The organism is Sphingomonas sp. MM-1 (genome assembly GCF_000347675.2).
GTDB classification, from domain to species: domain Bacteria; phylum Pseudomonadota; class Alphaproteobacteria; order Sphingomonadales; family Sphingomonadaceae; genus Sphingomonas_E; species Sphingomonas_E fennica.
In genome coordinates, this window is the sequence record NC_020561.1 from 3,704,212 (window position 1) to 3,724,655 (window position 20,444).

18 protein-coding genes and 1 tRNA gene are annotated in these 20,444 nt (G+C 67.0%); 8 read left to right on the plus strand and 11 right to left on the minus strand.

Annotation, left to right across the window (positions count from 1 at the left end; all coding sequences use genetic code 11):
• Positions 1-83 precede the first annotated feature (83 nt).
• Genes G432_RS17560 through G432_RS17570 form a run of 3 tightly spaced genes read right to left on the minus strand, consistent with a single transcriptional unit; the run spans position 84 to position 1,440 of the window.
• Positions 84-377 (minus strand): putative quinol monooxygenase, encoded by a 294-nt coding sequence (locus G432_RS17560; protein WP_015460165.1) that lies wholly within the window; start codon positions 375-377, stop codon positions 84-86.
• Between the two features lie 20 nt (positions 378-397).
• Positions 398-835 (minus strand): FKBP-type peptidyl-prolyl cis-trans isomerase, encoded by a 438-nt coding sequence (locus G432_RS17565; protein WP_015460166.1) that lies wholly within the window; start codon positions 833-835, stop codon positions 398-400.
• The gene (locus G432_RS17570) at positions 832-1,440 is read right to left on the minus strand and encodes an NADPH-dependent FMN reductase (protein WP_015460167.1); all 609 of its coding nucleotides are present in this window, start codon (positions 1,438-1,440) and stop codon (positions 832-834) included. The genes G432_RS17565 and G432_RS17570 overlap by 4 nt, the downstream gene beginning before the upstream one ends.
• A gap of 156 nt (positions 1,441-1,596) precedes the next feature.
• Here G432_RS17570 and G432_RS17575 point away from each other — a divergent pair, with 156 nt between their 5' ends.
• Positions 1,597-3,852, plus strand: coding sequence for a ribonuclease R family protein (locus G432_RS17575; protein WP_015460168.1), 2,256 nt, complete (start codon positions 1,597-1,599; stop codon positions 3,850-3,852).
• A gap of 200 nt (positions 3,853-4,052) precedes the next feature.
• Here G432_RS17575 and G432_RS17580 read toward each other — a convergent pair whose 3' ends face one another.
• Positions 4,053-5,537 (minus strand): DUF1254 domain-containing protein, encoded by a 1,485-nt coding sequence (locus tag G432_RS17580; RefSeq protein ID WP_015460169.1) that lies wholly within the window; start codon positions 5,535-5,537, stop codon positions 4,053-4,055.
• Positions 5,538-5,951: 414 nt separating this feature from the next.
• On the opposite strand from G432_RS17580, the gene G432_RS17585 reads away from it, so the two are divergent.
• From G432_RS17585 to clpX, 6 genes are all read left to right on the plus strand, one after another.
• Positions 5,952-6,036, plus strand: a tRNA-Leu gene (locus G432_RS17585).
• A gap of 67 nt (positions 6,037-6,103) precedes the next feature.
• Positions 6,104-7,723 (plus strand): trigger factor, encoded by a 1,620-nt coding sequence (gene tig, locus G432_RS17590; protein ID WP_015460170.1) that lies wholly within the window; start codon positions 6,104-6,106, stop codon positions 7,721-7,723.
• A 541-nt stretch (positions 7,724-8,264) separates the two neighbouring features.
• Positions 8,265-9,296 (plus strand): acyltransferase family protein, encoded by a 1,032-nt coding sequence (locus G432_RS17595; RefSeq protein ID WP_015460171.1) that lies wholly within the window; start codon positions 8,265-8,267, stop codon positions 9,294-9,296.
• 67 nt (positions 9,297-9,363) lie between these two features.
• Complete coding sequence (locus tag G432_RS17600; protein ID WP_015460172.1) at positions 9,364-10,326, plus strand: glycosyltransferase family 2 protein; 963 nt, start codon at positions 9,364-9,366, stop codon at positions 10,324-10,326.
• A gap of 71 nt (positions 10,327-10,397) precedes the next feature.
• Entirely contained in the window at positions 10,398-11,072 is a 675-nt protein-coding gene (gene clpP, locus G432_RS17605) for an ATP-dependent Clp endopeptidase proteolytic subunit ClpP (RefSeq protein ID WP_015460173.1), read from the plus strand.
• Positions 11,073-11,182: 110 nt separating this feature from the next.
• Complete coding sequence (gene clpX / locus G432_RS17610) at positions 11,183-12,451, plus strand: ATP-dependent Clp protease ATP-binding subunit ClpX (protein WP_015460174.1); 1,269 nt, start codon at positions 11,183-11,185, stop codon at positions 12,449-12,451.
• Positions 12,452-12,766: 315 nt separating this feature from the next.
• Here clpX and argC read toward each other — a convergent pair whose 3' ends face one another.
• The 5 genes from argC to rimO form a co-directional block, all read right to left on the minus strand.
• Positions 12,767-13,705, minus strand: a complete 939-nt coding sequence (gene argC, locus G432_RS17615) for an N-acetyl-gamma-glutamyl-phosphate reductase (protein WP_015460175.1) — start codon at positions 13,703-13,705, stop codon at positions 12,767-12,769.
• Positions 13,702-14,643: a C40 family peptidase gene (locus G432_RS17620; protein ID WP_015460176.1), complete on the minus strand. Its 942-nt coding sequence runs from the start codon at positions 14,641-14,643 to the stop codon at positions 13,702-13,704. Before G432_RS17620 ends, argC begins: the two co-directional genes overlap by 4 nt.
• Positions 14,567-14,899 carry a MarR family transcriptional regulator gene (locus G432_RS17625; RefSeq protein WP_041864980.1) on the minus strand — a complete coding sequence of 111 codons (333 nt, stop codon included), beginning with the start codon at positions 14,897-14,899 and terminating at the stop codon, positions 14,567-14,569. Before G432_RS17625 ends, G432_RS17620 begins: the two co-directional genes overlap by 77 nt.
• 231 nt (positions 14,900-15,130) lie before the next feature.
• Entirely contained in the window at positions 15,131-16,516 is a 1,386-nt protein-coding gene (locus G432_RS17630; RefSeq protein WP_015460178.1) for a leucyl aminopeptidase family protein, read from the minus strand.
• A gap of 63 nt (positions 16,517-16,579) precedes the next feature.
• Complete coding sequence (gene rimO / locus G432_RS17635) at positions 16,580-17,917, minus strand: 30S ribosomal protein S12 methylthiotransferase RimO (protein WP_041865545.1); 1,338 nt, start codon at positions 17,915-17,917, stop codon at positions 16,580-16,582.
• A gap of 210 nt (positions 17,918-18,127) precedes the next feature.
• Between rimO and G432_RS23810 the strand changes: the two genes are divergently transcribed.
• Positions 18,128-18,286 (plus strand): hypothetical protein, encoded by a 159-nt coding sequence (locus G432_RS23810; RefSeq protein WP_170112671.1) that lies wholly within the window; start codon positions 18,128-18,130, stop codon positions 18,284-18,286.
• 24 nt (positions 18,287-18,310) lie between these two features.
• On the opposite strand, the gene G432_RS17640 is transcribed toward G432_RS23810, so the two are convergent.
• Positions 18,311-19,348 (minus strand): potassium channel family protein, encoded by a 1,038-nt coding sequence (locus tag G432_RS17640; protein ID WP_015460180.1) that lies wholly within the window; start codon positions 19,346-19,348, stop codon positions 18,311-18,313.
• Positions 19,345-20,367, minus strand: coding sequence for a M23 family metallopeptidase (locus G432_RS17645; protein WP_236626812.1), 1,023 nt, complete (start codon positions 20,365-20,367; stop codon positions 19,345-19,347). Before G432_RS17645 ends, G432_RS17640 begins: the two co-directional genes overlap by 4 nt.
• Between the last annotated feature and the right edge of the window lie 77 nt (positions 20,368-20,444).

The window sequence follows — 20,444 nt, forward strand, 5'->3', positions numbered from 1 at the left end:
CCGCGATGGCCGCAATCGTCCACATGGGCCGGGCTTAAAAAAAAAGCGCCCCGGAGCCGCTGGCCGGCCGGGGCGCGCGTGGATCAGACCACTTTCAGATAATCGAGATAATCGCCGTCCGGCGGGCCATCGAGCACCGCGAGGATCGGCGTCAGCGCGTCCTTGCCGAGCTGCGGGCCCGCCGCCTTGTGCGCGTCCACCGAATCCCACTTCTCGATGAAGATGAAGCGGCGTTCGTTGCCGATGTCGCGCAGCAATTCCACGCCCTGGCAGCCGGATATGGCGCGCACCTTGTCCGCCAGGTCGCGCAGCGCGGTTTCCAGCGTGGCGTCCCTGCCTTCCACGGCATTCATGATATAGTGCCTGGCGACTGTCATGGCCTTCCTCCTGTCTGCCGTCATTCCGGCGGGTTGATGGCAAGAAGCTCGATATCGAAAGTCAGCGTGGCGTTGGGCGGGATCACACCGCCGGCGCCGCCCTCACCGTAAGCCAGTTCCGGCGGGATGATGAAGCGATATTTCGCCCCCGGCTCCATCAGTTGCACGCCCTCCGTCCAGCCGGGGATCACCTCGTCCAGCGCGAAGGTGGCCGGCTCGTCATAACGGCTCGCGTCGAAAGTGGTGCCGTCCGCCAGCATGCCGCGATAATTCACCTGCACGCGATCGGTGGCGGCCGGGTGGGGGCCTTTGCCCTTCGTCTTGGCCGGGCGCAGCACCTGATACTGGATGCCGGATGCCGTCTTCTGCATCGCCGGCTGGGCCGTCGGCGCGGCGGTGGCAGGCAGGGGAAGGGCGATGGCAATGGCGGGCGCGATCAGCGCGGCAAGCGGCCTCATCCCGCCGTCGTCTCCGTCACGCTGGGATCGGCGCGGCGCAGCCGGGCGAACTCGAACACCTGCTTGCCCACCAGCTCGAGCTGGTTGTTGGCGCCGGCATCGCTGCACACGCCCGCCTTGAAGATGCCGCCCGAACTGTTGATCGCGGCGCCCAGCGGGGTCGGCCAGCCGCGCAGCGCGTGCACGATCGAACGCAGCGTGGCGAGCGTGCTGCCGGTCGCCTGCCAGCCATAGGCCGTGGCGATCAGCCCTACCGGCACGCCATCCAGATAGACGCGCGCGTCCTTCGCGGTTTCCTCCAGATAATCGATGGCGTTCTTCACCAGGCCGGAGATCGAGCCGTGATAGCCGGGGCTTGCGATGATCACGCCGTCCGCGCGGCGCACCGCCTCCACCAGCTCGCGGCCCTCGCTGGATGCGGGGCTTGCCTCGGTCATGTAATGCGGCAGGGCGGCGAGCGTCGCCGCGCCGAACAGCTTGACTTCCGCGCCGGCCCGCTCGGCCGAGGCGAGCGCGATCGCCAGCGCCTGCTCGGTCGAGGAATTGGCGCTGGCAGTGCCCCCGATTCCGACGATGAACGGCTTGGTGGCGGTCGAATCCGGCATCATTGTCTCCCTTATGGTGGCGATGCGATTGCCATGCGCCCCCGGCCTTCGCAACGTCCGAACGGACAGGGCGTGCGGCGTGGCCATCCCGCCATGGCGATGGCCTTCCGGCAAAAGAGCCCGGACCGGGGTGACGGCGGCCGGGCTTCGGCCTACATGACGGCGATGCCCCGTCGCCAAAGCCCCGGCCTGCCGAGCCGCCAGCAGATACTGGATTTCATTGCCCAGTCCGATCAACCCGCCGGCAAGCGGGAGATCGCGCGCGCCTTCGGCCTTTCCGCGCAGGACAAGATCGCGCTCAAAGCCCTGTTGAAGGACATGGCCGACGAGGGGTTGATCGATAGCGCCCCCGGCCGCGCCTTCCACAGGATGGGCGGGGTGCCCAAGGTCACGGTGCTGCGCATCGTCGACGTGGATGGGGACCAGCCGATCGCGGTTCCCGAAAGCTGGCAGGCGGAAACCCCGCCGCCGCGCCTCCGGGTGCAGGAGCGCGGCCGCCGCTCCGCGCTGGGGCCGGGCGATCGCATCCTCGCCCGCACCGAGGAGAAGGGTGCCGGCTGGATCGCCCACCCGATGAAGAAGCTGGCACGCGGCGAGGAGCTGGTGCTGGGCGTGCTCCATGCCGAGGGTGATCGGCTGTGGCTGAAGTCGGTCGACAAGCGGGAGAAGCGCGACTGGCCGGTTTCGGATGCCGGCGAGGCCGAGCCGGGCGATCTGGTGCTGGCCGAAAAGACCGGCCGCCCGCCGCGGATGACGGTGAAGGTGAGCGAGCGGCTGGGCGATCCTTTCGCGCCGCGCAGCTTCAGCCTGATCGCGATCCACAAGCACGGCATTCCCAACGCCTTCGCGCTTGAAACGATCGAGGAGGCCGAGCGCGTCGCCGCGCTGCCGCTGGGCGATGGGCGCGAGGATCTGCGCGCGCTGCCGATCGTCGCCATCGATCCCGCCGACGCGCGCGACCATGACGATGCGGTGTGGGCCGCGCCCGACGACGACCCCGCCAATCCCGGCGGCTTCCGCGCGATCGTCGCCATCGCCGACGTCAGCTTCTACGTCCGCCCCGGCGGCCGGCTGGACAAGGAGGCCCGCAAGCGCGGCAACAGCGTCTATTTCCCCGATCGCGTGGTGCCGATGCTGCCCGAGACGCTGAGCGCGGACATGTGCTCGCTAAAGGCCGGGCAGGATCGCGCGGCCATGGCCTGCCACCTGACCATATCGAAGGACGGCAAGCTGATCGCCTGGCGCTTCACCCGCGCGCTCGTCCGCATCGCGGCCAACATCGCCTATGAGGATGCGCAGGCGGCGATCGACGGCGATCTGGCGGGCGATCCCTTCCCGAGGGAGCTTGTGGAAGGCGCGCTCCGCCCGCTCTGGGCGTGCTGGGCGGCCCTGGCCCGCGCCCGCGACGCGCGTGAGCCGCTGGACCTCGACCTGCCCGAGCGGCGCGTGGTGCTGGACGAGAAGGGGCGCATCCTTTCGGTCGCCCCGCGCGAGCGGCTGGATGCCCACCGCCTGATCGAGGATTACATGATCGCCGCCAATGTCGCCGCCGCCAAGGCGCTGGAGGCGAAGAAGGCGGAGGTGATGTATCGCGTCCACGAGCCGCCGAGCCGCGAAAAGCTGGTCGCGCTGAAGGATTATCTCAAGACCTTCGGGGTCGAGTTCGCGCTGGGGCAGGTGATCCGCCCGACCACCTTCAACCAGCTTCTGGCTCGTATCGGCGAGGATGTGGATTTCCGCCCGCAGGTGATGGAACAGGTGCTGCGCAGCCAGACGCAGGCTTATTACGCGCCCCGCAATGCCGGCCATTTCGGGCTGGCGCTGGGCAGCTACGCCCATTTCACCAGCCCGATCCGCCGTTATGCCGACCTGATCGTCCACCGATCGCTGGTGGGCGCCTATGGCCTCGATCCCGATGCGAAGGCGACGCGGCTGACGGCGGAGGACGCCGCGGCGATGGAACGGCTGGGCACCGCGATCAGCCAGGCCGAGCGCCGCGCCATGGAGGCGGAGCGCGAGACGATCGACCGCTATGTCGCGGCCTATCTCGCCACCCATGTCGGCGACCTCATGGATACGCGGATCACCGGGGTGCAGAGCTTCGGCTTCTTCGCCACGGTGGAAGGGCTGGGGGGCGACGGGCTGGTGCCGGTATCCACGCTGGGGGCCGAGCGCTTCCGTTACGACGAGGCCGCGCAGGCGCTGGAGGGCGAGGAATCCGGCGATCGCTATACGCCCGGCATGAAGCTGAAGCTGCGGCTGGTGGAGGCCAATCCGATCAGCGGCAGCCTGCGTTTCGAGCTGGCCGAAGGCGCCAACCACATGCCCGTGCGCCGGGGCGGCAAGGACAGGCGCGTGATGGGACGGCGCGGGCGACCCGGCAATATCCGCCATCAGGGGCGGCGGCGCTGAAAGATCGCTTGAAGACGCGGAAGGGCGCATTTTGTCTGGGCGCCGGCCTTCGCGGATTTTCGAACGATGTGGGCGGCGTGAACAAATGCGGACCACGGCCGCTTTGGGAGCTTGTGGGCCGATTGTCGCCCTTCATCCGGAAGGTCGGGCGGGGGAACAGGCGTTGAGGATGTGACTCGCTCTGTGGGCAGGCGAGTGTTTCAGCCGACCCGCTTCACATCGGGCAATTTGTAATTGCCGTTGAGGATCGGTTCGGTCGGCACGTAGTTTCGCATCAGCAGGGCGAACTGGTCGTCAGGGGCAGGGAGCCAGTTCGCCTTGCCCTCGGTGTCCGTGGGCTCCTCGTGCGAGAGGATCAGTGTCAGCGAGCCATCATCGGCGAATTTAAGCTCGTTCGCGTCGAGATTGACCCGGCCGATATTGTTTCGGCCGTTCGGGCTCCGTGCCAGCATATAATAATCCCGGTCATACATGGTGAGCGACCAGAAACCGCCGCGGGCTGGATCGACCGGTGGAAGCTGGCCCTTCTCAAACCGGATCGCATAGCGATAGCGGCCCTGCAGCAGCGCGCCATCAGCGTCCGTGCCGCGGATGAAGTAGATCGCCTCGTGATAATCGTTGACGTAGATATAGATCACTGCGGCAAGTGCGCGACCGAACCAGTCGCTACCCCAGACGCCGCTATTTTCCTGCCGCTGCCAGCCGTTTCCGGCGTCGACGCCGACTTGATCATAGCGAGCGGCGGCGTGCAGTTCGGCATCGGCGGCGAGCGCCACGCGGTCGAGCAGCGTCCGCCATTGATCGGATGACTTACGCAGGGCGAGCAATGCGCGCGCCTGTTCCGCCATGGGCGCATCGTCCGGTCCGACAACCGGGTTGGCATCGAGCATTTTTTCCAGATCGTCCCAGAATTTTCGCGCATCGACCGGGCGAATGCGCAGCAGATCGGGATCTCGTTCCAGCATTTCTGCGGTGACGCCCGCCGGATAGACCTTGTTGCGCGCGCTGGCCTCGCAATCGAAGGTTTTGCGTTCGGGTGTGTCCTCACTCAACGGATAGACGCCGATCTGGTTGAGCACGCGACGCGCTCTGGCTTTGTCCTCTGGCGAATGGGCGGTGAAGCTCCGCCCGAACAGGCCGGCCACGGCGGTCGCCGAATGCAGCACATCGATGAAGCCATCCGGCTTCTCGCCCTGCCAGCCAGGCCCTACCAGCAGAAGCTTGCCGCCGGGTGTGTATGAGGCCGAGCCGAGTTGATGCGTCACGGTGGTGAAGATGTCGACGATCTGTATCGTCCAGTAATGTCCGGGCGGCACATCGACGGGCGTCTGGATCACCAGCGGTTCGACGCTGAGGTCGGCAAAGCTGACGCCGTAGATGGTATCCGCATTAGGGGTGACGACCTTGCGCTGGGCCGGGGACATATAATCGTCGAGATAGCCCATGCGGTTTTTGGGCGCGCCGGGGAAGAGGCCCATCGTCGCGCCCGGGCCGGCCTCCTTCATGACGTCCCAGGAGCTTGTTCGCCCGAAGCCATCCACTGCGGGATAGCCCCAATAATAGATGATCCGGGCGAGCGATTCGACATAAGCCTGGTAGCCGAGGCTGGCGGGGATGCCGGCTCCGTTCTTCAGATCGGGATGCGCCGGCATGAACTGGCGTGTGACATAGGGGATGTCCGTCATGGCAGCTCACCTCGATCTTCCGGGGCGAGGCTAGATTGCCCTCGATGGACTGACCATCGGGACATACCCGCAAACGAAGCTCAGGAAATTCGCGGTGGCGCGTGCGATAAGGTGACAAGCTTTCCTCCCTCCTTGCAGGGGAGGGAGGAAAGCGCTGAGAGCTGCTGCCTCTGGCTTTTCGGCCATTCGGAGCTCGTTGGGCACCTTCAGAACCTCGAGGGTCTTTCGCTTTCGGAATTTGCCATGCCGCCAACGCTGCGGGAGGGTCGGCGCCCTCCGGATGGGCGTGGCCCCATTCTCGCACGGTCCCGAAACAATATTGACGCAATGATGCGCGTCGGGGCGGGGTTCGGCACCGTTCCAGCTTGCTCCGCGCGTGTCTCCTGCTATAGACCCCGCCGACCGGCGGTCCCTGCGGGCGTGGCGGAACTGGTAGACGCGCTGGATTTAGGTTCCAGTATCGCAAGATGTGGGGGTTCGAGTCCCTTCGCCCGCACCAGATTCCGCGACATGTTCGCGGAGTGCGCCAAACGAAATTCAACCCGGAAGGCTCTGGAAGAAACCCGATGCAGACTGTCGAGACTTTGAACGAGGGGCTGAAGCGCGCCTACACGCTGACGATTTCGGCCAAGGACATTCTCGCGCGCGTCGACGCCGAGGTGAAGCAGGTCGCCCCGCAGATCCGCATGCCGGGCTTCCGGCCGGGCAAGGTGCCGGCGAACCTCGTCAAGAAGATGCACGGCCCCGCGCTGGAGCAGGAAGCGCTGAACAAGGCGGTTCAGGAAGGCGTGCAGTCGCTGATCGTCGAGCAGAAGCTCCGTCCGGCCGTGCAGCCGGCCGTCGAGCTGGACGAAGGCTATGCCCCCGGCAAGGATGCCGAGGTGAAGATCAGCCTGGAAGTGCTGCCCGACGTTCCCACCCCCGCGATCGAGGGCCTGAAGCTCGAGCGCCTGACGGTGGAGCCGACCGAGGACGAGATCGCCGCCGCCGTCGATCGCATCGCCTCGCAGCAGAAGAGCTATGACCCGGCCGCCGAAGGCCATCCGGCCGTGGAAGGCGACCTGGTCGTCATGAACTTCGCGGGTTCGGTCGCCGGCAAGCCGTTCGAAGGCGGCACCGGTGAGGCGATGTCGATCGAGATCGGCTCCGGCCGCCTGATCCCCGGTTTCGAGGACCAGCTGATCGGCATCAAGCAGGGCGAGGCGCGCAGCGTCGTCGTGACCTTCCCGGCCGACTATCCGGTCGATTCGCTGAAGGGCAAGGAAGCGATCTTCGAGGTCGAGGTGACCGAGCTGAAGACGCCGAAGGAAACCAAGGCGGATGACGAATTCGCCAAGGGCCTGGGCCTGGAGGGCATCGATCAGCTCCGCGATCTGCTGAAGGGCCAGATCGAGCAGGAACTGAATGGCCTGACCCGCACCCACATGAAGCGCAAGCTGCTCGACCAGCTCGCCGCGAGCCACGACTTCCCGGTGCCGCCGTCGATGGTCGAGGCCGAATTCGGCCAGATCTGGGCGCAGCTCGAGCATGAAGCGAGCCACGAGGCCGACCCGGAAGCCGCCCGCGCGGAGATGGAGAAGGATCGCGCCGATTATCAGGCGATTGCCGAGCGCCGCGTGCGCCTGGGCCTGCTGCTGTCGGAAATCGGCCAGCAGAACGGCGTCGAGGTGAGCCAGCAGGAAATGCAGCGCCTGATCATCCAGGCCGCCCAGCAATACGGCCCCAAGGATCGCGAGCGCTTCATCCAATATGTCCAGCAGGACCCGATGGCGGCCGCGCAGCTCCGCGCTCCCCTCTATGAGGACAAGGTCGTCGACTTCCTGTTCGACAAGGCCGAGATCAGCGACCGCGCCGTGACCCGCGAGGAGCTGGAAGCCGCGATCGAGGCGGATGACGACAGCATCGGCAGTGGCCATGTCCACGGCCCCGGCTGCGGCCATGATCACCACGATCATGACCATGATCACGACCATGCCGAGAAGCCCAAGGCCAAGAAGGCTGCGACCAAGAAGGCAGCCACCAAGGAAGATGAGGCCCCGGCCGAAGCCGTGACCGAGGAAAAGTCCGCCAAGAAGGCCCCGGCAAAGAAAGCCGCCGCCAAGAAGGCGGACGCTCCGGCGGAGGAAACCGCCGAGGCTCCGGCCAAGCCGAAGAAGGCTCCGGCCAAGAAGAAGGCCGCCGAATAAGGCCTTGCCGGTCAGATGAACGAAGAAGGGGGGCGGAAACGTCCCCCTTTTTGTTTTCCGATGGGGTGGGTTGGACCGGAGCGCGCGAGGCCGGCGACCTGTGTTCGGCGGCTTGGGTGGGCGCGCAAGCCCATGCCCGCAACGCCAAGTGAAACGGCGAACCCGAAACGTCATGCCAGCGCAGGCTGGCATCGCGAGCGGTTCAAGCGGCTCCTTCCATTCGGATCTGCTCGGTCCGTTTCCATGTGCGCAGCAGACGCCGCATAAACGTCGAGACGATGCCAGCCTGCGCTGGCATGACGCTTGAGGGTGAGGGGCCGGTTCGAGGTTGCTGCTCCTCGATACGTCAGCGCACGATCGACCCGGATCAGGTCCGGGGTGACGGAGCTTCGGGTTCGGGTGGCGTGCGGCCATGCCGATTCCACCCGATATGATGCCCATAAGGATAGGGGGGCCTTCCTTATGGGTGATATGCCTTATCGCCTTTGCGCCGGCCGGCGAAGGCGACTGGACTCGGGCTTTATCCGAATCCGGGGATGCGATGATCGCGGCAGGATCGCTTTCCGACAGGGAGCGCATCAATTCGGTGCGGGGGCTCGCCTGCCTGCTGCTCGTCGCCTTTCACAGCGTGACGAGCGCGACCGAGGCAATGGGGCATGGCGATCGGACGCTTTCGCTGATCGCCGAGCAGGCGTTCCTTTCCATCCGCATGCCGCTGTTCAGCATGATCGCGGGGTGCATCTACGCCATGCATCCGGTGGCGCCGGGCGGCTATGCCCGTTTCGTGCGGAAGAAGGGCTGGCGCATCCTCGTCCCCTGCATTTTCACCACGATCATCCTGATCCTGGCCAAGAACATGCTGGGGCGGCGCGCCCCGTGCGACACCGATTGCATGCTGGGCCATCTGGTCCTGCCCTATGAGCATCTCTGGTTCCTGCCGGCGATATTCTGCGTGTTCGTGGCGGCGGCCGCGCTGGACGTGTTGTTCCCCCAGCAGCGCCGCCGCGCGACGCTGATCGCGCTGGCGGCGACGTGCCTGCTTTTCTTCAGTCCGCTGCGGCAGATCCAGGCTTATGCCATCGGCAACGCCTTCTATCTGGCGCCCTTCTTCTTCGGAGGGGCGGCGATCTACCTCTTTCGGGATGAGATCACGCCGCGGATGGCGCGGGGCTGGCCGTGGCTGCTGGCGGCGACGATCATCGTCTACGCCATCAACTTCACGCTCATGGCGCGGGGCATGAGCAGCGGGCGGGATTCGCTGGCGGCGCTGGCGCTGGGCCTGCTCGCTTGCGGGGGGCTGCTGATCTTCTTCCCCCGGATCAGGCTGCTTGCGCGGATCGGCGTCTATTCCTTCACCATCTACCTCTATCATTTCGTCTTTTTGTCGCTGGCGAACCGCGTCGGCTTCGATCTGTTTTCCGTCACCGCGATCGGGATCGTGCTGGGGCTGGCGGGGCCGATCCTCGTCGAGGTGGCGATGATGCGATTCGCGCCCGCGCTGGGCTTCCTGATCGGCCAGCCCCGGCGGCGCCCCCGCTCGGAACCCTCGCTGGCGCTGAGCGGCGGGGGGTGAGGCCGGCCGGAAATCGGGATCGCCGGGCTAGAGACATTTCAACCTTTGCCCATTAGAGACGCGGCCCATGACATTCGAGGCCGCCCCAACCCGCATCGCGGTGATCCTGCCCTGCTATAATGAGGCCGCCGCCATTGCCGGCACCGTCGCGGCATTTCGCGCCGCGCTGCCCGATGCGGTCGTCTATGTGTATGACAATAACAGCACGGACGGGACGCCCGCCGTCGCCGAGGCCGCGGGCGCGATCGTCCGCACGGAGCGGATGCAGGGCAAGGGCCATGTCGTCCGCCGCATGTTCGCCGACGTGGAGGCGGACGTCTATGTGATGGCGGACGGAGACGCGACTTACGATGCCTCCGCCGCGCCGGAGATGGTGCGCCTGCTGGTCGAGGAGCGGCTGGACATGGTGGTCGGCGCGCGCAAATCCGAGGTGGAGGCCGCCTATCGCCGGGGCCACCGGCTGGGCAACCGGCTGCTGACGGGCATCCTCGCACGCATTTTCGGGCGCACTTTCAGCGACATATTGTCCGGCTACCGCGTCTTCTCCCGCCGCTTCGTCAAGAGCTTCCCGGTGCTTTCCGAAGGGTTCGAGATCGAGACCGAGATCAGCGTCCACGCGCTGGAGCTGCGCATGCCGGTGGCGGAGGTCGTCACCGCTTATGGCGCGCGGCCGGAAGGATCGGCCTCCAAGCTTTCCACCTATCGCGACGGCTGGCGCATCCTCAACACGATCCTGACGCTATTCCGGATCGAGCGGCCGGTGGTCTATTTCGGGGTGGTTGGCGCGGCGCTTGCGGCGCTTGCGGTCATCCTCGCGATCCCGCTGGCGATCACCTATGCCCAGACCGGCCTCGTCCCCCGCATGCCCACGGCGCTGCTTTCCACCGGCCTCATGATTCTCGCCTTCCTGAACGGCTTTTGCGGCATCATCCTGGATACAGTGGTGCGCGGCCGGCGGGAGGTGAGGCGGCTGGCCTATCTGGCGCTGCCGGCGCCGGGGGCGGGCGGCGAATCCCGGGCGCGCGCCTAATCCCCTTGAACTCGGCTCCGCGAACGCCGATGTTGCGAAGGCTAGAGAGGCACAAGGACCAAGATTTTCCCATGCACAATCCGTTCGAGACCGGCCAGTTCGCTCCTCCGGGGTATCGTGTCGACCCGATCACCGGCGCGCTGGTGCCCATCGTGATCGAACAGTCCAACCGCGGCGAGCGCAGCTTCGACATCTATTCGCGGCTGCTGCGCGAGCGGATCATCTTCGTGACCGGCGCGGTGGAGGACCATATGGCCTCGATCATCACCGCCCAGCTCCTGTTCCTGGAGGCGGAGAATCCGAAGAAGGACATCTTCATGTACATCAACTCGCCGGGCGGCGTGGTGACGGCGGGTCTCGCGATCCACGACACCATGCAATATATCCGCCCGCGCGTCGGCACGGTGTGCATCGGCCAGGCCGCCTCGATGGGCAGCTTCCTGCTCGCCGCCGGCGAACCGGGCATGCGCATCGCGCTCACCAACTCCCGCATCATGATCCACCAGCCGTCCGGCGGCGCACAGGGCATGGCCAGCGATATCGAGATCCAGGCCAAGGAAATCCTGCGGATGCGCCATCGCCTGAACTCGCTCTATGCGAAATATACGGGCAAGTCGCTGGAAGCCATCGAGACCGCGATGGACCGCGACAAGTTCCTCGAGGCCGATGAGGCCAAGGAATTCGGCCTGATCGACGAGGTGTTCGACAAGCGTCCCACGCCGGCCGAGGAGGCTGCGGCGGCTTAAACTGTTTCTACGGCGGGCGGTGGCAGATTCGGCATTGCCCGCCGGGAAAAAGCGGGTTTAGGATATCCGCGCTGCGAACGGCTGGCGTTTCCCGGCCGAAGGAAAGAAGTATGACCAAGCTGAGTGGCGGCGATTCAAAGAGCACTCTCTATTGCTCGTTCTGCGGGAAATCGCAGCATGAGGTGCGCAAGCTGATCGCCGGCCCAACCGTGTTCATCTGCGACGAGTGCGTCGAGCTGTGCAACGACATCATCCGCGAGGAAACGAAGTCGGCCCTCGTCAGCAAGAAGGATGGCGGCGTCCCCAGCCCGCAGGAAATCTGCAAGGTGCTGGACGATTATGTGATCGGCCAGAGCCAGGCGAAGCGCGTGCTCTCCGTCGCGGTCCACAATCATTACAAGCGGCTGGCCCATGGCGCCAAGGGCGCCGAGGTGGAGCTCGCCAAGTCTAACATCCTGCTCGTCGGCCCCACCGGCTGCGGCAAGACGCTGCTCGCGCAGACGCTGGCCAAGACGTTCGACGTGCCCTTCACCATGGCGGATGCGACGACGCTGACCGAGGCGGGCTATGTCGGCGAGGATGTGGAGAACATCATCCTCAAGCTGCTCCAGGCGTCCGACTATAATGTCGAGCGGGCGCAGCGCGGCATCGTCTATATCGACGAGATCGACAAGATCAGCCGCAAGGCGGACAACCCCTCCATCACCCGCGACGTTTCGGGCGAGGGCGTGCAGCAGGCGCTGCTGAAGCTGATGGAAGGCACCACCGCCTCCGTGCCCCCGCAGGGCGGCCGCAAGCATCCCCAGCAGGAATTCCTGCAGGTGGACACGACGAACATCCTGTTCATCTGCGGCGGCGCCTTCTCCGGCCTGGAGAAGATCATCGGCGATCGCCTGCAGGGCAAGTCGATCGGCTTCGGCGCCTATGTGGCCGCGCCCGAGGAACGCCGCACCGGCGAGGTGCTGCGCCAGTGCGAGCCGGAGGACCTGCTGAAGTTCGGCCTGATCCCCGAGTTCGTCGGCCGCCTGCCGGTGATCGCGACGCTGGAGGACCTGGACGAGCCGGCGCTGGTGAAGATCCTGGCCGAGCCGAAGAACGCGCTGGTGAAGCAGTATCAGAAGCTGTTCGAGATGGAGGACGTGAAGCTGGGCTTCACCGACGAGGCGCTTTCGGCCATCGCCCGCAAGGCGATCGAACGGAAGACCGGCGCGCGGGGCCTGCGATCGATCCTGGAAGGCATATTGCTGGACACCATGTTCGACCTGCCGTCGATGGACGGGGTGGACGAGATCATGGTCGACAAGGATGTGGTCGAGGGACGCAAGGAGCCCGTCCGCGTCTTCACCAAGAAGGGCAAGGAAGCCAGCCCGGCGGCCTGACGCCGGCGGGCTCCACGCCCGATAAAGCGATTGCCGCCCGCGAGGATGCCCCGCCGAGAGGTTGGGGCAGCTTCGCGGGCGGTTTCGTTTTGGGCGGGCGGTCGTCCGGGCGATGCTGATGCTTGCGCTGCGCTTCGCTCGCCACTTTCGCAAGCTGGAGCAGCGCGCCCCACGCCTCCTCCCTGGATGCGGCCGGCCTGATTGAGCCGATAGCTCCCGACACAAGAGATTAGCTACGCTGGCCTACGGCTCCCGCCTTCGCGGGAATGGCGAGTGTGTTGCGGAGGCGGCTTGCCCCCGCGGTGGCGGTGGCCGTTAAAGCCGCAGCCCCGCCGTTTCGCCCAGGCCGCACATCAGGTTGAGGTTCTGGACGGCGGCGCCGGCCGCGCCCTTGCCGAGATTGTCGAGCGCGGCGACGAGACGGAGCTGGCCGGTGGCGGCGTTGCCGAACACGTAGAGTTCCAGCCGATCGGTGCCGGCCGCCTGCTCGAGCGTGAGGAGCGCCTGATCGCCGGCCGTTTCGACATGGACGACTGGGCTGCCGCGATAGGCCTCGACCAGCGCATCGCGCACGTCGGCGAGGCCGCCCTTCAGCCATAGCGGGTGCAGCGGCACCTCCACCAGCATGCCGCGATAGGTGCGCGCTACCGCCGGCAGGAAGATGGGCGGATGGGCAAGGCCCGCATGGCCCTGCATTTCGGGCACATGCTTGTGGCCGAGACCGAGGCCGTAGATGCGGAAGGCGGTGTCGGTGGCGTCGGGCACATGGGCATGCTCGAACGCGGCGATCATCGACTTGCCGCCGCCCGAATAGCCGGACGTGGCGTTGACCGAGAGCGGCGCATCCGCCGCCAGCAGCCCTTCGCGGACGAGGGGGCGCACCAGGGCCAGGAAGCCCGTGGGATAGCAGCCCGGATTGGACACGCGCGTGGAGGTCGCCAGTTCCGCCCGGCGGCCGGGCTCCACCTCGGCGAAGCCGTAGGTCCAGCCCGGCGCGGTGCGGTGCGCGGTGGAAGCGTCGATCACCCGCGTGGTATCGTTGGCGATCAGGGCCACCGCCTCGCGCGCGGCATCGTCCGGCAGGCAGAGGACCACCGCATCGGCGGTATTGAGCATCTCGGCGCGCGCATCGGCATCCTTGCGCCGGTCCTCGGCGATGTGGAGCAGCTCCACGTCGCTCCGGTCGGCCAGCCGCTCGCGAATTTCCAGGCCGGTGGTGCCGGCCGCGCCGTCGATGAAGACCTTCACTGTCATGGCAATACTCTCCGCCGCGAAAGGACGGGCTTTTCGTGTTCAGGTTGCAGCCGGGCGACCACATCGGCCAGCGGCTCGCGGACGACGGCCATCCAATGAGCGTTGGCGTGCACCAGCGTCTCGCCGTCCGCCATCAGCCCGACATGGCCGGGGAAGAATATCAGGTCGCCGCGTCGCAGCGCCGCGCCGTCCGCGATCTCCTCGCCAATCGCTTCGGCCTGCTGATCGGTGTCGCGGGGCACGGCCAGCCCGCACAGCGCGAAGGCCGTCTGGACGAGGCCCGAGCAATCGACGCCGTCGCCGCCGCGCCCGCCCCAGCGATAGGGCTGGCCGAGCAGCCGTTCGGCCACGGCCACCGCATCCTGTTCGGCGGCGGCGATGGCGCCGGCATGGCGCGAATGGATGAAGCCGTTTTCGGCCCTGAGGAACGCGCCTTCCGCCGTGGCGGCGAAGCGGCTGCCCATCGGCAGCGTCGCGACGACCGGGGACTTGATGTCCGCATCGGCGAACACCAGCGCCGAGGCCGCCCGCACGACATGATCGGGCTCCGCACCCATATCGCCCAGGACGGCGGCGGGCAGATAGCCGACATAATGATCGTGCAGTCCATAGCCCCAGGCCCAGCCGCCCTCGCTGTCGATCACGGCGAAGTCTTCGCCGAACAGCAATTGGGATACGGCGCGGGCATCGTCCGAAGGGCCTTCGCGGAGTGCCACGGACGGCACGGCGAGGCGCGCCTGCTCGGCCTCGGCATAATGGGGGGCGAAGACCCGGTCGGCCAGCGCGATATCGGCAATGTCCTTGCGGACGGCGTAGATGCGCGGATCGAGCCGGACGCTCGGCCCCGTCAGGCGAAAGCGTTCAGCCCGCGGAGCCGCCGGCGTGCCGATGCTGGTGCGGCTCTGGCCGAGCCGCGATGAGGCTTGCGAAGCTTGCAAGGAATTCCGCTCCCTTGTCCGTGCGCGCGACGAATATGTTGCGCCGGTCGGACTCGTCCCGTTCGCGGCGCAGATAGCCGAGGCTGCCGAGCGTGTTCAAGGCGCGCGTTACGACGGGCTTGGAAACACCGAGCAATTGGGCGAGGCCGCGGACCGTATGTGGCCCGGGGGCAAGGTAAACCGCCAGCAGCAGCGCCATCTGGCGGTTGGTGAGATCGGGACTGCCCGATCGGACATAACGCACCAGGGCGTCCATCCAGTCGGAGAGTGCTCTGTCCGTCACCGGGACTCCTCGTTGCAGGCGGGGGCGGGGATCGGCCCACATCCGCAACAACCAGCCAGCGCCCTGCTGGTTTCATCCCATCGTCACGGCAGCGTAAAAAAATTGCCGGCCGCGGGGACGCAGCGTGCCGCGTGAGCGTTGGTTTGAAAATTCGCCCCGGCGAATTCTGGCGCAAACGCCGGCAAGCCGATTTGCAGATGCCGCCTATCCGCCGAAACGGGTCCGTAACATCTCCCACGCGGCGCGCAGGCCCAGCGCGTCGCCGCCGCGCGGGCGGCCGGGCTTGGCGGACGGGCGCCAGGCGAAGGTATCGAAATGCGCCCAGGGGATGGTGGCCGGCACGAACTTCTGGAGGAACAGGGCCGCCGTTACGGAGCCCGCCATGCCGCCTTCGCCGGCATTGTTGATGTCGGCGATCGTCGATTTCAGCATGTCGGCATAGCCGGCCCATAGCGGCATCCGCCAGATGGGATCGGAAACGGCGGCGGCGGCGGCGATCAGGTCGTCCGCCAGCCTGTCCTCGTTGGCGAACAAGGCCGGCAGGTCGGGGCCGAGCGCCACCCGCGCCGCGCCGGTGAGCGTCGCGAAATCGATGATGACCGTAGGGTCCTTCTCCGCCGCCAGAGCCAGCGCATCGGCCAGCACCAGCCGTCCCTCCGCATCGGTATTGCCGATCTCGACGGAGAGGCCCTTGCGGCTCCTGAGGATGTCGCCCGGGCGGAAGGCATCGCCGGAAACCGCATTCTCGACGGCCGGGATCAGCAGGTGCAGCCGCACCGGCAGGCGCGCCTGCATGACGAGCGAGGCGAGCGCCAGCGCATGCGCAGCGCCGCCCATGTCCTTCTTCATCAGCAGCATCGCCGAGGAAGGCTTGATATCCAGCCCGCCGGAATCGAAGCACACGCCCTTACCGATGATGGCGATGCGGGGGTGGGCGGGATCGCCCCATTCCAGCTCGATCAGCCGTGGCGCGCGCTCGCGGATGGCGGCGCGGCCGACGGCGGCGATCATCGGGAAACCCTGGGCCAGCGCGTCGCCCTGGGTGACGGTGAAGTTGGCGCCGTTGGCGTTGGCCACCGCCTCCGCCGCATGGGCAAGCTCCGCCGGCCCCATGTCGGCGGCGGGCGTATCGACCAGATCGCGGACCAGCGCGACGGCGCCGGCGATGCGCACCATATCGTCGATGCGCGCGGGATCGGCGGTCAGCAATATCCGTTCGGGAATGGGCTCCGCCTCGCCGCGATAGCGATCGAAGCGGTGATGGGCGAGCAGCCAGCCCAGCGCCGCCGGCCCGGCATCGCCTTCCGCCAGCCGATAGGTGCCCGCCGGCAGCCGCGCCGCCGCGCCGGCCAGATCCCACGGCCCTGTTTCCTCGGGCAGGCCCAGCGCGACGGCCCAATCATCGGGCTTGGCGCCGGGGATCAGCGCGAACTGGCCGGCCTTGCCCTTGAACAAGGCGGCTTCCAGCGCGCCGCGCGCGCGTTCGGGCTGGCCGGCGAACCATTCGTCGAAGCCCGATTTGCGGACGGTGTGGAGGAGGTGGGCGGGCTGCCCGCGATCGGGCTGCAGCAGGGGCGCGAAATCCGTCATGACGCCTTCCTAGCCAATAAAATGGCGGCGCGCGAGACGGGCTTCCACGCCTTGCCCCACGCTTCAGGCGCCGGGCAGCGCCCCGAACAGGTCGTGATCGTCGGCATCCTCGATGACGACGCTGACGATGTCGCCGGGCTTCAGGTGGCCCGCATCGCGCAGATGGACCTCGCCGTCGATCTCCGGAGCATCGGCCTTGGACCGGCCGGTGGCGCCGCCGTCCTCGGCATCGACCGCATCGATGATGACGTCGAGCGTGCGGCCGATCTTCGCGCGCTGCTTGGCAGCGGAGATGGCGGCGGTCTTCTCCATGATCCGGGCGTATCGCTCTTCCTTAACCTCTTCCGGCACCGGATCGGGCAGCGCATTGGCGGCAGCGCCCTCGACCGGCTCGAACCGGAAGGCGCCGACGCGGTCGAGCTGGGCTTCGTCCAGCCAGTCCAGCAGATACTGGAAGTCCTCCTCCGTCTCGCCGGGGAAGCCGACGACGAAGGAGGATCGGACCGCGATATCCGGGCAGATCGCCCGCCACGCCTTCAGCCGTTCCAGCACCTTGGCCTCGTTCGCCGGGCGCTTCATCGCCTTCAGCACCTTGGGGCTCGCATGCTGGAAGGGAATGTCGAGATAGGGGAGCACCAGCCCCTCGGCCATCAGCGGGATGACCTGATCGACATGGGGATAGGGGTAGACGTAGTGGAGCCGCACCCAGGCGCCCAGCCTGCCCAGCTCGCGGGCGAGATCGGTCATGTGCGCGCGCACCTCGCCGCCCTTCCAGGCGCGGGGCTGGTGCCGGATGTCCACGCCATAGGCCGAGGTGTCCTGGCTGATGACCAGCAGTTCCTTCGTCCCGGCCTGGACCAGCTTTTCCGCCTCGCGCAGGATCGCGTCGGGCCGGCGGCTGACGAGATCGCCTCGGATCGAAGGGATGATGCAGAAGGCGCAGCGATGGTTGCAGCCTTCGGAAATCTTCAGATAGCTGTAGTGGCGCGGCGTCAGCTTCAGGTCGCGTTCCGGCACCAGGTTCAGGAAGGGGGAAGGGGGCACGGGCGCGGCTTCGTGCACGGCGCCGACCACCGCTTCATACTGGTGCGGGCCGGTGACGGCGAGCACGCCGGGGAAACGCTGGCGGATCACCTCCGCTTCATTGCCCATGCAGCCGGTGACGATCACCCGGCCGTTTTCCGCGATCGCCTCGCCGATCGCCTCCAGGCTTTCCTCCTTGGCGGAATCGAGGAAGCCGCAGGTGTTCACCAGCACGACATCGGCATCGTCGTAATTGCCGGACATCTCGTAGCCGTCCGCACGCAGCTTGGTGAGGATGCGTTCGCTGTCCACCAGCGCCTTCGGGCAGCCGAGCGAAACCATGCCGACCTTCGGCGCGGAGGGGAGTGTCGTTGTCATGAGCGCGCGCCACATAGTGGATCGCGAGGCATTTTGCGAGAGGGGGAGCGATTTCGCCGTGCTGCGGCGCAAAAATTTATCGAATCTCAACCATGGTCAAGGTTTGTGCCGGTTGAGTCCGTCTTGTGACGCGACAGGTGTTCAACCCCCGTATCCCGCGAATTGAGGAGGGCGCAATCGCATGGGGCGTGTAGCGTTTGGAGTTAGTAAATGGAACGGCCCGAGGCCATCAAGAAGGAGGCTGAACGAGCCCGCCGTATAGCGGCGCTCTCTCATAATCAAAGCGTTGTCAAGATCTTGATCGATTATGCCGAGGAACTGGAACGCTGCCTGGAGCAGTGCCGGGACAAGGCCGGATCGGTCGGATAAGAGGAAATATATGAACCGGTGCCGTCAGGGCCGGGGGCGTCGGGGCTTGATCTCGACGATGACATCCCCGGCCCTGAGCTCCGACGCGGCGTCGTCCCAGGCGCCGTGGGGCTTGCCGTCGCGATAGATGCGCAGGCCAAGGCCCGTGGCGATGCTCGACAGCGGCCGCCCGATCTCCTCCGCGGTGACGGGCCGTTCGTTCAGCGCCACCCTGCCGTCCGCCGCGGCAAGATCCGCCATATATTCGGCGATGTGCGACCCTTGAGTCGATCCCGCCAGCAGCAGCCCCGCGAAGCTCACCGGATTGATGACCGTGGTGGCGCCCGCCTGCCGCGCGAGGGCCTCGTTATCCTCCGAACGGATCACCACGCTGATCGGCAGGTCGGGCGCCAGGCTGCGCGCCGTCAGCACGATCAGGATCGACGTGTCGTCGCGGCCCGCCGATATGATCATCGCGCGGGCGCGCTCGATATGGACCGCCTTCAGCGTCGCATCGCGCGTCGAATCGCCCTCCAGCACGGAAAGGCCGAGTTCCTCCGCCTCCCCCAGCGCGGCGTTGCGGCCGTCGATGGCGACGATGCGGTCGGGCGGCGTGCCACGGGCGATCAGCTCGCGCGCGGCTTCCGATCCGCTGGTGCCGAAGCCGGTGACGACGACATGGTCCTTCAGGTTGCGCTGGATCATGCTCATCCGGAACTTCTCCCACAGGCGCTTGAACATGAAATCATAGGCGGTTCCCAGGAAGAGCAGCCATACGAACAGCCTGATCGGCGTCACCACGAACGTATCGAACATCCGCGCCCGATCGGTGACGGGAACGATATCGCCGAAGCCGACGGTCGTGACGGTGATCATCGTGAAATAGAGCACGTCGACGAAGCTGACATGCCCGTCCATATTGTCGCGGAGGCCGCCGCGATCGAACCAGTGCACCGCCAGGACGATGCCGAGCAGCCCCAGCACCAGCAGCAGGCGCAGCAGCAGCGTCAGCCAGATCGGCAGCGGAGATTTGCGCCGGAGCGGCGCGAAGCGGGGGACGTGGAAGATGCGGCGCGGTTTCAACCGCGTTTCGGCAGATAGGCCATGGGATCGACCGGCTTGGCCCCCTGGCGGATTTCGAAATGGAGCTGCGGCTCCGCAATGTGCCCGCTGGCGCCGGCACGGGCGATCACCTGGCCGCGCTTCACGGCCTGGCCGCGCGTCACCAGCAATTCCGATGCGTGGGCATAGGCGGTCGTCCAGGTGTCGCTGTGGCGGATCAGGATCAGCCCGCCATAGGCGCTGAGGTCGGTGCCGGCATAGGCCACCACGCCATCGGCCGCCGCCGAGATCGATTGCCCCATGCGGGCGGCGATGTTGATGCCGTTGTTGCGCTGGCCGCTGCCGAAATTGCCGAAGCCGCGCTTGATCGTGCCGGTCAACGGCCAGTCGAACCGGCCGGAGAAGGGCCGGGACGCGGCGACCGCCTCCGTCGGCGGCAGCGGCTTGGCGCGGGGCGCGGTGGCGACCGGGCGGGCCGGGGCCTCCCGCTCGGCGAGCGCGGGCTCGCCGCCGGTGATGATATCCTCGATATCGAGATCGAAGGCCGCGGCGCGCTCCTCCAGCGACATCGCCGCCACCTCGATGGCGGACGGCAGCAGCAGCCGCTGGCCGGTGCGCAGGATATAGGGCTCCTCCAGCGCGTTCATCGTCGCGATGCGCACCCATTCCACGCCATAGGCCCGCCCGATGGCGATGCCGGTTTCGCCGGCGCGCACCTGATGCCAGCGGCCGGCGGGAATCTTCAGCTTCTGGCCGACGCGGATGATGAAGGGCGGATGCAGGCCGTTGGCGCGGGCGATCGCCTCCGATCCGGCGCCCGTCCTGTCCGATACGCGCCGCAGGGTATCGCCCGCGACGACGGTGTAGGTGCCGCCCCGGCTTTCCACGGCATTGGGCGTCACGGCCCGCACCTCGAAGGGGGCCGGGGTCGGGGCGGGCACGGCGGGCCGCGCCGGCGCCGGCGTTTCCGGGGCCACGGGCGCCGGCACCGGGGCAGGCATCGGCCGGCTGCGCGGCGCGACGCAGCCGGAAACGGCCATCAGGGCAAGCAATATCCCGGAGGAACGAACGGTCGGCCGGCCAAGCATGTCGCCGTGTCTAGGCAATCGCGCGGTGG